This window comes from Gulosibacter sediminis, from assembly GCF_014904065.1.
Classification (GTDB): Bacteria; Actinomycetota; Actinomycetes; order Actinomycetales; family Microbacteriaceae; genus Gulosibacter; species Gulosibacter sediminis.
Map to the genome: position 1 here is coordinate 100,655 of NZ_JACXJG010000005.1, position 15,129 is coordinate 115,783.

Consider the following 15,129-nt stretch of genomic DNA (forward strand, 5'->3'; position numbering starts at 1 on the left):
CCGCCTAGGCGGGTTGGCCCATCGCGCGACCCACGTACGCGACCGTGCCCTCGAGCTTGGTGCCCGACGCATCCCGGCGGGCGACCAGCTCGGGCAGCTGACGAATCGCGCCGTCCTTCGCATTCGCGTGCGCGGGGCCTGGGCCGACCCAGCCGATCGCAAGGGCCGATTCGCCGCGCACGAAGCGCTGCGCGCGCACGCCGCCGGTGCCGCGGCCCTTGGTCGGGTACTCGGCGAGCGGGGTGACCTTCGCGCTGCCCTCGACGTCGGCGAACAGCGCTTCGTCGCTCGGTGGCTCGGCGATGGTCACGACGACCGCGTCGTCGCGCTGCGCCGAGGTAACGACCGAGAAACCGATGACCCGCGCGCCGTCGCTGAGCCGCACGCCGGCCATGCCGCCGGCGCCGATCCCTTGCGGACGCACGTTCGACGCCTCGAACCGCAGCAGCTGGGCGTCGGACGTGACGAACACAAGGTCGTCCGCGTCGTCGGCCCGGGCGGCGCCCACCACCTCGTCATCACCCTTGAGCGCGATGGCCGAGAGCTCGTGCTGCTTGCCCCATTCGGCGGGGTTCACACGCTTGACGACGCCGTTGCGGGTGCCAATGGCGAGCGGCGTCGATACGCTCAACGGCACGAGGCCCACGATTCGCTCTGCCTTGTCGGTGATGCCGAAGTAGTCGCGCGCCATGACGCCACCGGTGAGCAGCACTGAGCTAGCCGGCGAGGCGGGCAGCGAGACGGCGGTCATGCGGTAGACGATGCCGCGGTTCGTTACGGCACCGATGTCGCTCAGCGTGGTGGTCGCGATCTCGGCGAGGATCGCGTCGTGCTTCGTGCGGCGCTTCGGGCGCACGAACGTCTCGCCCTCGGCCACGTTGACGCGCAGGATGCGTCCGCTCGCCGAGAAGATGACGCGGGTCGGGTCGTCGCTCGACTGCAGCGACGCCTCGCCCGACTTCGCGCTCTGCTTTGCCGCCCGAATCTCGGTGTCGTCGGCGATGAGCACGGTGCGGCGCGGCGTCGCAAACTGGTCAGACGTGTCGCTGAGTTCCTGGCTGACGGCCTGGCGCAGCAACTGCTCGTCGGCGAGGAGCGCCTCGAGGTCGGCAATCTTGCGTCGCAGCTCGTCGGCTTCGGTCTCGAGCTCGATGCGCGAGAACTTCGTGAGGCGACGCAGGCGCAACTCGAGGATGTATTCGGCCTGGCGTTCCGAAAGGTCGAAGACGAGCATGAGCCGGCTCCGGGCGGCCTCAGCGTCGTCGGACGACCGGATGATCTCGATGACCTCATCGATGTCGACGAGCGCGATGAGCAGGCCGTCGACGAGGTGCAGACGGTCCTTGTGCTTGTTCAAGCGGAACTGGCTGCGGCGCCGCACCGCGCTGATGCGGTGCTTGAGATACACGTCGAGCATCTCGCGTAGGCCGAGCGTCTTCGGCGCGGTGTCGACAATCGCGACGTTGTTGATGTGGAAGGAATCTTCGAGCGGGGTGTGCCGGTAGAGCTGTTCGAGCACGGCCTCGGGCGCAAATCCCGTCTTCAGCTCGATGACGAGCTTGAGGCCCGACTTGCGGTCGGTGAGGTCGGTGACCTGCGAGATGCCGGCAAGCTTCTTGGACTGCACGCCCTGCTTGATCTTTTCGATGACCTTCTCAGGGCCAACGAGGTACGGAAGCTCGGAGACGACGATGCCGAGGCGGCGGGCGGTGACGTGCTCGATCGATGCCGTCGCGCGCATGGTGAACGAGCCACGCCCGTTCGCGTAGGCGTCGCGTACACCGTCGAGGCCGACGATGCGGGCACCGCCCGGCAGATCAGGGCCGGGCACGTGCTCCATGAGGTCCTCGAGCGTGGCGTCGGGATGCGCGAGCAGGTGCCGCGCGGCCGAGATCACCTCGCCGAGGTTGTGCGGCGCCATATTCGTCGCCATGCCCACGGCGATGCCCGAGGCGCCGTTGACGAGCAGGTTCGGCCACGCCGAGGGCAGCACCTCCGGCTGCTGCAGCGAGTTGTCGTAGTTCGGCACGAAGTCGACGACGTCTTCGTCGAGCGAGTCTGTGAGAGCAAGGGCCGCGGCGGTGAGGCGGGCCTCGGTGTAGCGGGGCGCGGCGGGGCCGTCGTCGAGCGAGCCGAAGTTGCCGTGGCCGTCGACGAGCGGGACCCGCTGCACGAACGGCTGCGCGAGGCGCACGAGCGCGTCGTAGATCGCCGAGTCGCCNGGGGTGCAGCTTGCCCATGACGTCGCCGACGACGCGGGCCGACTTCACATGCCCGCGGTCGGGGCGCAGACCCATCTCGGTCATCTGGTAGAGGATGCGCCGCTGCACGGGCTTGAGGCCGTCGCGGGCGTCGGGCAGCGCGCGAGAGTAGATGACGGAGTAGGCGTACTCGAGGTACGACCCCTGCATCTCGCCCGAGACGTCAACGTCTTCAATGCGTTCGCCGTTTGCGCCCGTCGCCATTTGTTGCATCCACCTGCCTTGTCGCACGCCAAAACGGCGTTCCGGCCGGGCATTGCGAGTGTGAAAAGATACTCAGATGCCGTTTACGTTAGTGGAATCACCGGGTGATCAGCCGCTCCTCGCCGACGTGTTGCCGGATTGCCTTGCCGCGATGGGCGTGCCGTCGCCCGACGCGACGGGGCGGCTCGACCTCCCCGAAGTTCGCGGCGCCATCGTCATCCTCGTGGACGGCCTCGGGGCGCATCAGCTCCGGGCCCGCTCGGGGCATGCGCGCACGATCACGCGTGCCTGGAACGACGGCACCGCGCAAAGCTTCCCCTCAACCACGGTCTCGGGCATCACCTCGCTCACGACCGCGAGCCGGGCTGGTGACCACGGCATGGTCGCGTACTCGGTGTGGGACCGCGAGCAGCGCATGTACCTGAACCAGCTCTCGGGCTGGGGAACGAACATGCCGCCCGACACTTGGCAGCTGCGCGACACCGTGTTCGAGACGGTTCGTGGCGCGAGCCCCGTTGTCGTTTCGGTCGAGGATTACCGTGACTCCGGGCTCACACTCGCGAGCCTGCGCGGCGCCGACTACCTCGGTGCCGAGACGATGCGCGAGCGCAGTGAGGTGGCCGCGCAGGCGGCGCGCGAGCTCGCGCATCCGCTCNATTTACCTGTACCACGCCGAGCTCGACCAGACGGGCCACTCGCAGGGCTGGGAGTCGGATGCGTGGACGGCCCGGCTCGAGGAGCTCGATGCGTCGATCGACCGCCTGCTCGAGCTCGTACCCGACGACATCGGCATTCTGCTGCTCGCCGACCACGGCATGGTCGATGTCGCTCGCGAGCGACAGCGCGACATTGACGACGCTTTGCCGAGCGACGTGGTTGCCGTCGCGGGGGAGCCGCGGCTGCGGCACATCTACCTGCCCGACGACGCCACCGACCTCGACCGCGAGGTGCTCGCGAGCCGGTTGCGAGCGGCCGAGGGCGACCTCGCCGTCGCGCTCACCCGCGACGAGGCGATCGCGCGCGGCTGGTACGGCGACGATGTCGACCCAGAGGTGTTCGACCGCATTGGCGACGTCGTGCTCGCGGCCGTCGGCGATGTCTCGTACTACGTGCGCCCCATGCCCGCGAGCATGCGCCAAATGATCGGCCAGCACGGCTCGGTCACACCGGAAGAGACAACGGTGCCGCTCGTACGCCTCGGGGCCTTCGTGCGCTAGCCGACTCGCGCGCGAGTCGGNGCTAGTCGTCAGTGCGAGTACCGAAGACGATTTCGTCCCACGTCGGCATCGCCGGGCGCGCGCCGGTGCGTTTGCGCGACTGCGACGGTGCCTGCTCGGCCTCGTCGACCGCGAGGTCGAGCTGGTTCGCGTCGTCGTCGAGCGCGACCGGATCGTGCTCGGGGTCGACCTCAGCCTCGGGCTCCGCCGGCGACTCGTCGGGCTGCGCGCTCGCGGCCGCGAACGGCGTCACGCGCGCCTGTGGCTCGGACGCGTCGGCCGGGCCGTCGATGACGAGCTCGTCGTCGTCCTGGTACTCGGCCATCTCGTCGTAGACCGTGTGCTGGCGCTCGCCGCGGCGGCGGCGCAGCTGCTCGAGCAGGTCGGCGGTCTCGTAGGTCGTGGCCGAGCTCGTGGCCTCGCTCGCTTCGGGCGCCGCGGGGGCGTCCTTCTCGGCGACGGGAATCACGCCCTCGGGATGCTCGTGGGCGACAGCGCGCAGGTGCGGCCCGCGCATGCCCTGCACCTCGCCCTGCTGCGACAGCGTGACGGCCGCGGGGGAGTCGGGGCGCAGCGCGTGGCCCTTCGTGTCGAACTTCCACAGCGCGTGGCGCTCGACGTCGCCCGTGACGAAGTTGAGGCCAACGTGCCAGCCGGTCTCGGGGTCGCGCCAGGCATCCCAGCGCACCTGCCGTGCCTCGAGCTGCTCGAGGCGCGCGTCGATCGCGACGCCGAAGCTCGTGGCCTCGCTCGAGAGCGGGTCAACCTGCTGCTGTAGTCGCACCGGCACCCCTCGCGCCTGTTCGACGATGTAGCCGCGCTCAGCAATGATCGGCGCCTCGAAGCGCTCGACCGTCTCACGGTCGGCGCCGGTCTCGGCCACGACCTCGTCGACCGTGTGGCCGGCGCGAATCAGCTGCTGGATCTCACGTGGCGGCACCTTCGGGCCGGCGCTGCGCACCTGGCGTTGCGGCCGGAGTGCGGCCTGCAGCGTGTCGTCGACACGAAGGCGGAATCGGTCACCGTTTTCGTTGGTGGCGAGCATCCAGCCGTCCTCGACGCTGACGAACCGCAGTTCCTGCATTTGAGCCTCCTCTATCGCCAAAAAGCTTCACAGATAAGCCCGAAAGAGTGCGGCAAATGGCTCGCGCGCCGCCGAAATATTCGCTCTCAGCGAGTTCCGCCCAAGGTCGCGTTGCGCGGGCTGCAAATGTCGTGCATAATTGCGCGCCAGCAGGGGTGTTTCCCTGCCACGTTCTTGAGCTATTGGATGGTAATGGCAACTGACTACGATGCCCCTCGTAAAACAGAAGAAGACACCGACTCGATCGAAGCGCTGAAGGAACGAGTACCCGCCTCGGCTTCCGCGAATGTCGACATCGACCAGGGTGATGGTGTTCACGGGTTTGACCTGTCGGACAGCGATCTCAGTGATATTGAGCTTGAGACCGTCGTGATTCCGCCGCAGGCCGACGAGTTCACCTGTATGGAGTGCTTCCTCATCAAGCACCGCTCGCAGCTCTCGTCGCACTCGACGCAGGGCAACCCGGTCTGTAAGGACTGCGCCGGCTAACTCACCGCCCGCGCGCTCAGTGGCTCAGCTTCGCTTCGGAAGCTGAGCCACTGCCGCATCCAGCGCCTTCGCAAGCTCCTTGGGGCGGCGGGTCGAGAACAGCCAGTAAGGGATCGGGTCGCGCTCGTCGGTGATCTCGACGCGCACGCTCGTGCGGACCCAGCCGCGCAGGCTCGTCCATGCCCGCGCATCCAGGCCTGGACCCGCTGCGTGGCGGGCCGCTGGCATGGTCTCGTTGGCGGTGACGGCGCCGACATGGCGCAGCGGAATCTGGGCGGCGCCGACGCGCAGGGTCGCGTCGCTGACCTCGATGACGGGGGAGCTGCTGACGAGAAAGGCGACGTACCCGCCGTACAGGGCGATACCGAGGATCACGCCGACGAGGGTGTTGATCGGCAGAAATACCACGATCATCGCCGGCACAATGAGTGCCCCGGCGATGTACATCCAGAGGGACGGGGAGACTCGTTCGCGGTAATTCACCCTGCTATGCAATCACCGTCACCGCGTGGATTCCTGAGTTCTCGGTGCTCGATTCATTAGAGCTTTCCCCGGTCGACTAGCCTACGTAGCGTGAGTGGCCACTACGACATCCCCTTTACCGGTACCCGGCCTTACCGGGCGAATCCGAACGACGCTGGCGCCGATTTGCTCTCGGCCGAGGAGCTGACCTTGCAACCGGGCGAGCGCGCGCTCGTTGGCACCGGCACCGCGATCGCGCTGCCGACCGGTACGGTCGGACTCGTCGCACCACGCTCGGGTCTCGCCGCGAAGCATGGCATCACGATCGTGAATGCGCCGGGCGTCATCGACGCGGGATATCGTGGCGAGCTCAAGGTTTCGCTGCTGAATACAGATGCTCGCGAGCCGTACACGATCAACGTGGGCGACCGCATCGCCCAGCTACTAGTAGTGCCGATTCCCACCGTCGTGTTCTCGCAGGTGGATGTGTTGCCCGAGGGTGAGCGCGGGGAAGCAGGATTCGGCTCGAGCGGATACGCGCACGGCGCGACCGCGACGCAGGCAGGAGAGGAGCCCGTGAATGGGTCTGTTTGACATGTTCCGCAAGCAGGAGGATGTGCCGAAGGCGGAGAAGCTCGTCGTCGAGGATGACGAGCTCGAGGTCGACGCCGAGACCGACGAGGTGGAGCCCGAGGAATTCGAGAAGGAGGCCCCGGCCGACCGTGCTGAGGAGGGCCCCTACGACGAGTCTGAGGCCGACGCCGCGACGAACCCGAGCGGCTACATCGACTTTGGCGCCCTGCGCATCCCTGCCCGCGAGGGGCTCGCGCTGCGCCTCGAGTTTCTCGAGAAGACGCGCCGGGTCATCGCCGTTGCACTCGACCTCAACGGCTCGACGCTGCAGGTGCAGGCGTTCGCCGCTCCGCGCTCGTCGGGCATCTGGGCGGATGTGCGCAGCAAGCTCAAGACGACCGTCACGCAGCAGGGTGGCGAGGTGACCGAGGTCGAGTCGGATCTCGGTACGGCGCTGCACACATTCTTGCCACAGGTGGCGAACCAGAAGGGCGCCGCGCCGCGCCGCGGCGCCTTCTTCTACGGTGTCGACGGCCCCCGGTGGTTCCTCCGCGGTGTCGTGAGCGGTGCCGCGACCCGCGATGACGAGAAGCTCGAAGAGATGCTCGCGCTGTTCCGCGGCGTCATCGTGGTGCGTGGCGGCCGTGCTGCGCCGCCCCGCGACCTGCTCGAGCTCACGGTGCCGAAGGCGATGGCCGAGCAAATGCAGAAGCAGGCCGCCGCGCAGGCGGCGAAGCGCAAGCTTCAGGCCTAACGGAACAGTGACGACATGAGCGACGAACCGCGCGAGCGCGACACGGCGGCTGAGGGCCCGAGCGGCGACGAACTGCAGCAGAAGTTTGGCGCCGCCGCGCGCAACTCGGCGCTCGGGCGCGTCGCCGAGACCGACTCGATGTCGGCAGCGCTGCTCACCGCGATGGGCGGCTGGCGCGGCCTCGTCGAGGCGCTGCTGCCGGGGATCGCGTTCCTCGTGCTCTACGTGCTCACGCAGGACCTCTGGCTCTCGGTGGGCGTGCCCGCCGTGATCGGTCTCGCATTCGTGATCGTGCGCCTGGTGCGCCGCGAGCCGGCCGCATCCGCGGTCGGCGGCCTGCTCGGGCTCGTCGTCTCGGGGTTCCTCGCGCTGCGCAGTGGCGAGGGTGCGCAGTACTTCGTTGTCGGGTTCTGGACCAACGGTGCCTACGCGGCCGGGCTGTTGCTCTCGATGCTCGTCCGCTGGCCGATCATCGGCGTCATCTCGGGTTTCCTGTTTGGCGACGGCACCAAGTGGCGCGCCTCGCGGCGGCTGATGTGGTGGATGCAGTTGGCGACTGGCGTCTGGGTCGTGTTTTTCCTGGCTCGCCTCGCGGTGCAGTTGCCGCTCTATTTTGCTGGCGCCGTCGAGGCCCTCGGGGTTGCCCGTTTGGTCATGGGGGCGCCCCTGTTCGCGCTCGTGATCGTGCTCACTGTGCTCTTTGTTCGCGCCGTATACCAAACCGCATCCGACCCCGCCAAGTCAGGCGAACCTAAGCAGAACCTGGCCGACGAATGAACTCGTCGCACCCGCAAATACGGTAAGATCTCTCTAAGTCGAGATATCTTCCGGCAAGTCAAAGATAAGGAGCATCGTGACTGCTATCAATAGTTTCGGCGCCAAAGACGTTCTGAGCGTCGAGGGCACGGATTACGAGATTTTCCGCATCGACAAGGTTGCCGGCTACGAGAAGCTGCCTTTCAGCCTCAAGGTGCTGCTCGAGAACCTCCTTCGCACCGAAGATGGCGCGAACGTGACGGCCGAGCAGATCCAGGCACTCGGCTCGTGGGATGCCTCGGCCGAGCCGAACACCGAGATCCAGTTCACCCCGGCCCGCGTGGTGATGCAGGACTTCACCGGTGTGCCCTGCATCGTCGACCTTGCCACCATGCGCGAGGCCGTGAAGGACCTTGGCGGCAACCCCGAAACGATCAACCCGCTCGCACCCGCCGAGCTCGTGATCGACCACTCGGTTATCGCCGAGCTCTTCGGTAGCGACGACGCCTTCGAGCGCAACGTCGAGATCGAGTACCAGCGCAACGGTGAGCGCTACCAATTCCTCCGCTGGGGCCAGGGTGCCTTCGACGACTTCATGGTCGTCCCCCCGGGAACCGGCATCGTGCACCAGGTGAACATCGAATACCTGGCGCGCGTCGCCTTCGTGCGCGAGGTCGACGGCGTCAAGCAGGCCTACCCCGACACCCTCGTCGGCACCGACTCGCACACCACCATGGTGAACGGTCTCGGCGTGCTCGGCTGGGGCGTTGGCGGCATCGAGGCCGAGGCCGCGATGCTCGGCCAGCCCGTGTCGATGCTCATCCCCAAGGTCGTCGGCTTCAAGCTCAACGGCTCGATCCCCACCGGCGTGACCGCGACCGACGTCGTGCTCACGATCACCGACATGCTGCGCCAGCACGGCGTCGTCGGCAAGTTTGTCGAGTTCTACGGTGAGGGCGTCGGCCAGGTACCGCTCGCGAACCGCGCCACCATCGGCAACATGTCGCCCGAGTTCGGTTCGACCGCCGCGGTCTTCCCGATCGACGACGAGACGCTGAACTACCTCCGCTTCACCGGCCGCTCGGAAGAGCAGGTCAAGCTCGTTGAGGCGTACGCCAAGGAGCAGACGCTCTGGCACGACGCCGCCAACGAGCCGAACTTCTCGGAGTACCTCGAGCTCGACCTCTCGACCGTCGTCGCGTCGATCGCCGGCCCCCGCCGCCCGCAGGACCGCATCGAGCTCGACAACGCGAAGACGCAGTTCGAGAGCGACCTGAACAACTACGCTTCGGAGGCCTCGAAGCCCGTCACCGTCAGCAACAACGGTGCCGAGTTCGAGCTCGACCACGGCCACGTCGGCATCGCCGCGATCACCTCGTGCACGAACACCTCGAACCCCTCGGTCATGATGGCCGCGGGCATTCTCGCCCGTAATGCGGTCGAGAAGGGCCTGCAGTCGAAGCCGTGGGTGAAGACCACGCTCGCACCGGGCTCGAAGGTCGTCACGAACTACTACGACAAGTCGGGTCTCACGAAGTACCTCGACGACCTCGGCTTCTACCTTGTCGGCTACGGCTGCACCACCTGCATCGGTAACTCGGGCCCGCTCGATCAGCCGATCTCGGAGGCCATTAACGACAACGACCTCGCCATCACGGCGGTGCTGTCGGGTAACCGCAACTTCGAGGGTCGCATCAACCCCGACGTGAAGATGAACTACCTCGCGTCGCCGCCGCTCGTCGTGGCCTACGCCCTCGCCGGCTCGATGGACTTCGACTTCGAGAACCAGCCGCTCGGCCAGGACTCGGACGGCAAGGACGTCTTCCTCGCCGACATCTGGCCCGACGCGGCCGAGGTGCAGCAGGTAATCGACGAGTCGATCGACACTGAGATGTACACGAACGAGTACGCCTCGGTCTTCGAGGGTGACGACCGCTGGCGTTCGCTGCCGACCCCGGCCGGCTCGACCTTCGAGTGGGACTCGGAGTCGACCTACGTGCGCAAGCCCACGTACTTCGACGGCATGACGCTTGAGCTCACCCCGGTGGCCGACATCACCGATGCCCGCGTGCTCGTCAAGCTCGGCGACTCGACCACGACCGACCACATCTCGCCCGCGGGTTCGATCCCGGCCGCGAGCCCGGCAGGTCAGTACCTCACCGAGCACGGTGTGGAGCGTCGTGACTTCAACTCCTACGGCTCGCGCCGCGGTAACCACGAGGTCATGATTCGCGGTACCTTCGCGAACATTCGCCTGAAGAACCAGCTCCTCGATGGCGTCGAGGGCGGCTACACCCGCGACTTCACGCAGACCGACGGCCCGCAGTCGTTCATCTACGACGCGGCGCAGAACTACGCCGCGCAGGGCACTCCGCTCGTCGTGCTCGGCGGCAAGGAGTACGGTTCGGGCTCGTCGCGTGACTGGGCTGCTAAGGGCACCAGCCTGCTCGGCGTTCGCGCGGTCATCGTCGAGAGCTACGAGCGCATCCACCGCTCGAACCTCATCGGCATGGGCGTTGTGCCGCTGCAGTTCCCTGCTGGCGAGTCGGCCGCATCGCTCGGCCTCGACGGCACCGAGTCGTTCTCGATCACGGGCCTCGAAGAGCTGAACAACGGCACGACCCCGAAGACCGTGCACGTCGTGGCAACCCCGACCGAGAACTCGGAGGCCGGTCGCGAGCCGGTCGAGTTCGACGCCGTCGTGCGCATCGACACGCCCGGTGAAGCCGACTACTACCGCAACGGTGGCATCCTGCAGTACGTGCTGCGCTCGCTCGTCGCGAACAAGTAGTTCACCGCAGACCGCGTCGGCGGGTAGCCTTAAGGGCTGCCCGCCGACGCGGTTTTCCGCGCGCGGGCGGTAGAATTACTGCTTACGTGAAGAAGGGAGTCCGAATGGCGGAGCAGCTCTTGCCATCGATTAAGGGGCCCCGAGATCTTGACCGTCTCTCGCAGGCGGAGCTCGAGCAATTGGCGGAAGAAGTCCGCGCGTTCCTGATCGAGCACGTCAGCCGTACCGGCGGGCACCTTGGCCCGAACCTCGGCGTCGTTGAACTGACGCTCGCGATTCATCGCGTCTTCGACTCACCGAAGGACGCCGTGGTGTTCGACACGGGGCACCAGTCGTACGTGCACAAGCTGCTCACGGGGCGCCAGAACTTCGACGAGCTGCGTGAACGCGGCGGCCTCGCTGGCTACCCGCAGCGCGCCGAGTCTGAGCACGACATCGTCGAGTCGTCGCACGCCTCGAGCTCGCTGAGCTGGGCCGACGGCATCTCGCGCGCCTGGCAGGTCACCGGCCAGCGCGACCGCGCCGTCGTTGCCGTCGTCGGCGACGGCGCGCTCACGGGCGGCATGACCTGGGAGGCGCTGAACAACATCAGCGACGACAACTCGCGCCGCCTCGTCATCGTCGTTAACGACAACGGCCGCTCGTACGCGCCGACCATCGGCGGCATGGCCCGCTTCCTCAACCGCGTGCGGACCGACCGCACCTACACGAGTCTCCAGAAGTCCTCCGACCGTGCCTTCTCGCGCTTCGGCGGCAAGTTCGGCCGCAGCGTCTATCGCGCGGTGCGCGGCGGTCTACACGGCTTCCTTTCGCGCTTCACGAACAACGAGTCGCTCTACTCGAACCTCGACGTCAAGTACCTCGGCCCGATCGACGGCCACGACGAGCGTGCCGTTGAGGAGGCACTGCGCCAGGCCCACGACTACGGGCAGCCCGTCATCGTGCACGTCATCACCGAGAAGGGGCACGGCTTCAAGCCGGCCACCGATGACGTGAACGACCAGTTCCACGCGGTCGGCCAGATCGACCCGATCACGGGCGAGCCGGTGGCCGAGTCAAGCGGGCAGTCCTGGACGGCCGTGTTTGGCGACGAACTCGTCAAGGTGGCCGACGAACGCGAGGACGTCGTGGGCATCACCGCGGCGATGCTGCGCCCGGTCGGCCTCGAACCGTTCGCGAAGAAGTACCCGAAGCGCGTGCACGACGTCGGCATTGCCGAGCAGCACGCGGTCACTTCGGCCGCCGGGATGGCCTTCGGCGGTCTGCACCCGGTCGTCGCGATCTACGCGACGTTCATGAATCGGGCGTTCGACCAGGTGCTCATGGATGTGGGCCTCCACCACGCGCCGGTCACCTTCGTGCTCGACCGCGCCGGCGTGACCGGCCCCGACGGCCCGAGCCACCACGGCATGTGGGATTTGGCGTTGCTGCAGATCGTGCCGGGCATTCGGCTCGCCGCGCCGCGCGACGCGACGCGGCTGCGCGAGGAATTCCGCGAGGCGGTTGCCGTGGAAGACGGACCCACCGTGCTGCGGTATTCGAAGGGCAAGGTCGGCGACGAGATCGAGGCGCTACGTCGGCTCGAGGATGGCGTCGACGTGCTGCATGTCGGCAGCCGTTCCGATGTCCTCATCGTCGCGGTTGGGTCGATGGCGGGCACCGCGATTGAGGTCGCGAAGCACGTCGAGGCCCAGGGCATCGGCGTCACGGTCGTCGACCCCCGCTGGGTCGTGCCCGTGCCCGAGAGCATCATCGCGCTCGCCGACGAACACCGGCTCGTCATCACGCTCGAAGACGGCATCGTCGTCGGCGGCATCGGCACCCGGGTGCGACAAGACCTGCGCGCGGCCGAGGTCGACACGACCGTGACCGAGCTCGGCCTGCCCGACGAGTTCATCGACCACGCGAGCCGCGGCCAGATTCTTGAGGATGCGGGGCTCACGCCCCAGCAGATCGCGCGAAACGTCGTGGCACAGGTGCTCGGGTCACGCATTCCGCACGCGCGACCCGAACGCGTTGGCGGCTCGACTACGCCGGAAAGTCTGCTTCGCCCTCGGCAAGCACCTCACCAGTGATCGTGAGCCGGGTACCGACCGCACGGATGCGCGCATCCGTGAGCTCAATGCCCGAGGGCAGTTGCTCGTTGATGGCGATGGTTTCGGGAATGCGCCCGTCGCGCAGCACGATGCGTTCGACCGCCTTGTAGGCGAGCGCGAGCACGGGGTTCTTGCTCGAGAACTTCACCTGCTTGATGTGCAACACCATGTCATCGTCGATGCTCGCCTGCGCATCGACGATGATGCTCGCGCGCACGATGCCGTAGCCGCAACGCAAGGCGATGCGCACGTGGGCCTCGCGGTCGCTCGGGGCCTCGACCTCGGGCGTGAACTCGAGCAGCTTCACCTTCGCGTCGGCGCGCTCGAGCACCTCGCGCGCGAGCGGCTCGAAGTCGCGTGTGTCGACCTCGAACTGCGCCGAGGCGTGCCCCGGCTTGCCGTCGGCCGACTTGAGGTGCTCGACCCAGAGGCCGCCCTTCGCGTCCTCGAGCCAGGCGTAGCGGATGTTCTCTGCCGAGCCGGTCGCCCTGAGCTCGAGGGGCCCCAGCTTGAGCGGCTGCGCCGAGAAGGATGCCGCGTCGACCTGCACGATCGTGGGCGATACTGGCTTCGCGGGCTCGTCCGGCACCTCCTGCTCTCGCTCCTTCGCCTGCTCGACGAGCTGGCGCGGGCTTAGCTGTGTGCCCGAGAGGTCGAGGTCGAGCCGCTCGATGCGGGTGCCCTCGTCGTGCACCTGGCTCGTCATGCGAATCGCGTCGACCTGGGCCCGGGTGAGGGCGCCATCCTCTGCGATGATGTCGCGCAGGAGCGCATGGAGTGACTCCGAGTCGGTCGGGCGGGGCGAGTCGATGAGGTATTCACGCATGCCACGACGCTAGCCGACGGCAGTGGCCGCAAAACTGAGTCGGGAAAACGAAGCGGGCCGGCTCCCGGTGGGGGAGTCGGCCCGCGTTCGGGCGTTCCTTAGCGCTGTGCGGCGCCGCGGATCGTCGGGGTGTGGAACGTGCCGCCGAAGGCGCNTCGCTGGCGCCCACGCGGTCGAGGTACGGCGTGATGCCGCCATCGAGCAGCGGGAAGCCCGCGCCGAGGATGAGGCTCAGGTCGATGTCCTCCGGGGCGGTAACGACGCCTTCGTCGAGCATGATCTTGATCTCTTCGGCGAGCCCGGTCTCGAGGCGCTCACGGAGTTGCTCGGCGGTCATGGGGGTCTTGCCCTCGGTGCCGACGACCTTCTCGAACTCCTTCGTGTAGCCCTTCGGGCGACCCTTGCCGTCGCGCTCGATGAGCTTCGCGCCCGAATCGGCCAGCGCATCCAGGTTCTTCGACTCGAAGAAGCGGTCGGGGAACGGCGTGTGGTGCGAGGTGAGCACGTGCGCTCCGACCTTGAGACCAACGAGTTCGAGTAGCTCGAACGGGGTCATCGGCAGGCCGATGGGGTCGGAGGCGTGGTCGACGACGGCGATTGGGGTGCCGGTGTCGACGGCGTGCATCGCCTCACCGAGCACCTTGGCGAGCACGCGGTTGACGACGAAGCCCGGGCGGTCGCTGGTGATGACCGCGGTCTTCTTGAGGTTCTTCGCGACCTGCATCGCCGTCGCGAGCGTGGCCTCGTTCGTCTTCGCTGCGTTGACCACCTCGACGAGCGGCATGACGGCGACCGGGTTGAAGAAGTGGAAGCCGACGAGACGCTCCGGGTGGCGGAGCTTCGAGCCGATCTCGTCCACTGAGAGCGAGGAAGTGTTCGTTGCGAGGATCGCTTCTTCAGAGACGATGTTCTCGAGGTCGCCGAAGACGTCCTGCTTCACCGAAACCTCTTCGAACACGGCCTCGATCACCCAGTCGCAGTCGGCGAACTGGCTGCGGTCGGTCGTGCCGGTCACGAGGGCGGTGAGGCGGTTGAACTCGTCGTTGTCGAGGCGACCCTTGTCGCGCAGCTTCTCGAGCTCGGCGTGCACGTTCGCGACACCGCGGTCGACGCGCTCCTGGTCAAGGTCGGTCATGATGACGGGCACCTTGAGGCGTCGCACGAACAGCGTCGCGAACTGGCTGGCCATGAGGCCGGCGCCCACGACGCCCACCTTGGTGACCTTGCCTGCGAGCGACTTGTCGGGCGCACCGACGGGGCGCTTCGCGCGGCGCTGCACGAGGTCGAAGCCGTACATTGATGCCATGAACTGGTCGCCCGAGATGAGGTCGGCGAGCGCCTCGTTCTCGGCCTCGAACCCGCGCGCGAGGTCGTTATGCTTCGCGAGGGCGATGATGTCGAGGGCCCGGTAGGGTGCCTGCGGCACGGTGCCGAGACGCTCCTCGACCGACTTGCGCGCGATCTTCACCGNATGTCCCATTTTGTGACTCGCTCGATCTTGCCGGGCTCGTTCGGGCGCTTCACCGTCTCGCCGCCGAGCACCGCATCCGCGAACTTCAGCGAGTCTTCGAGGAAGTTGACCGGCGCGATGAGACGGTCGACGAGGCCGAGCTCGA

10 protein-coding genes and 3 pseudogenes (1 of these 13 running past the window's edge) are annotated in these 15,129 nt (G+C 67.3%); 8 read left to right on the top strand and 5 right to left on the bottom strand.

The window, feature by feature from the left end; genetic code table 11:
- Positions 1-4: 4 nt before the first annotated feature.
- A pseudogene (locus tag ID132_RS02375) lies at positions 5-2,465 on the bottom strand (DNA gyrase/topoisomerase IV subunit A).
- A gap of 151 nt (positions 2,466-2,616) precedes the next feature.
- On the opposite strand from ID132_RS02375, the pseudogene ID132_RS15090 reads away from it, so the two are divergent.
- Positions 2,617-2,880, top strand: a pseudogene (locus ID132_RS15090) (alkaline phosphatase family protein); the annotation flags it as partial.
- A gap of 172 nt (positions 2,881-3,052) precedes the next feature.
- Positions 3,053-3,682: an alkaline phosphatase family protein gene (locus ID132_RS02385; RefSeq protein ID WP_328743573.1), complete on the top strand. Its 630-nt coding sequence runs from the start codon at positions 3,053-3,055 to the stop codon at positions 3,680-3,682.
- 22 nt (positions 3,683-3,704) lie between these two features.
- Here the strand turns inward: ID132_RS02385 and sepH are convergent, their stop codons facing one another.
- Positions 3,705-4,766 carry a septation protein SepH gene (sepH, locus tag ID132_RS02390; protein ID WP_125105799.1) on the bottom strand — a complete coding sequence of 354 codons (1,062 nt, stop codon included), beginning with the start codon at positions 4,764-4,766 and terminating at the stop codon, positions 3,705-3,707.
- A gap of 192 nt (positions 4,767-4,958) precedes the next feature.
- Here sepH and ID132_RS02395 point away from each other — a divergent pair, with 192 nt between their 5' ends.
- Complete coding sequence (locus tag ID132_RS02395) at positions 4,959-5,255, top strand: DUF4193 domain-containing protein (RefSeq protein WP_125105800.1); 297 nt, start codon at positions 4,959-4,961, stop codon at positions 5,253-5,255.
- 24 nt (positions 5,256-5,279) lie between these two features.
- Here the strand turns inward: ID132_RS02395 and ID132_RS02400 are convergent, their stop codons facing one another.
- On the bottom strand, positions 5,280-5,738 hold the full coding sequence (locus tag ID132_RS02400) for a DUF3093 domain-containing protein (RefSeq protein ID WP_193127776.1): 459 nt from the start codon (positions 5,736-5,738) through the stop codon (positions 5,280-5,282).
- A 90-nt stretch (positions 5,739-5,828) separates the two neighbouring features.
- Here ID132_RS02400 and dut point away from each other — a divergent pair, with 90 nt between their 5' ends.
- The 5 genes from dut to dxs all read left to right on the top strand — a co-directional run bounded on the left by dut (position 5,829) and on the right by dxs (position 12,666).
- A complete protein-coding gene (dut, locus tag ID132_RS02405) occupies positions 5,829-6,311 on the top strand; it encodes a dUTP diphosphatase (protein WP_125105801.1) in 483 nt (160 codons plus the stop codon).
- Positions 6,298-7,044, top strand: coding sequence for a DUF3710 domain-containing protein (locus ID132_RS02410; protein WP_235988237.1), 747 nt, complete (start codon positions 6,298-6,300; stop codon positions 7,042-7,044). Before dut ends, ID132_RS02410 begins: the two co-directional genes overlap by 14 nt.
- 15 nt (positions 7,045-7,059) lie before the next feature.
- Positions 7,060-7,821: a DUF3159 domain-containing protein gene (locus ID132_RS02415; protein WP_125105802.1), complete on the top strand. Its 762-nt coding sequence runs from the start codon at positions 7,060-7,062 to the stop codon at positions 7,819-7,821.
- A gap of 73 nt (positions 7,822-7,894) precedes the next feature.
- Entirely contained in the window at positions 7,895-10,591 is a 2,697-nt protein-coding gene (gene acnA / locus ID132_RS02420) for an aconitate hydratase AcnA (RefSeq protein WP_413229345.1), read from the top strand.
- A 104-nt stretch (positions 10,592-10,695) separates the two neighbouring features.
- On the top strand, positions 10,696-12,666 hold the full coding sequence (dxs, locus tag ID132_RS02425; RefSeq protein WP_193127777.1) for a 1-deoxy-D-xylulose-5-phosphate synthase: 1,971 nt from the start codon (positions 10,696-10,698) through the stop codon (positions 12,664-12,666).
- Here the strand turns inward: dxs and ID132_RS02430 are convergent.
- Together ID132_RS02430 and ID132_RS02435 are read right to left on the bottom strand one after the other, a co-directional pair.
- Positions 12,620-13,513 (bottom strand): hypothetical protein, encoded by an 894-nt coding sequence (locus ID132_RS02430; protein WP_193127778.1) that lies wholly within the window; start codon positions 13,511-13,513, stop codon positions 12,620-12,622. The genes dxs and ID132_RS02430 overlap by 47 nt on opposite strands.
- Before the next feature lie 98 nt (positions 13,514-13,611).
- Positions 13,612-15,129, bottom strand: a pseudogene (locus ID132_RS02435) (3-hydroxyacyl-CoA dehydrogenase NAD-binding domain-containing protein); it runs 639 nt beyond the window's last position.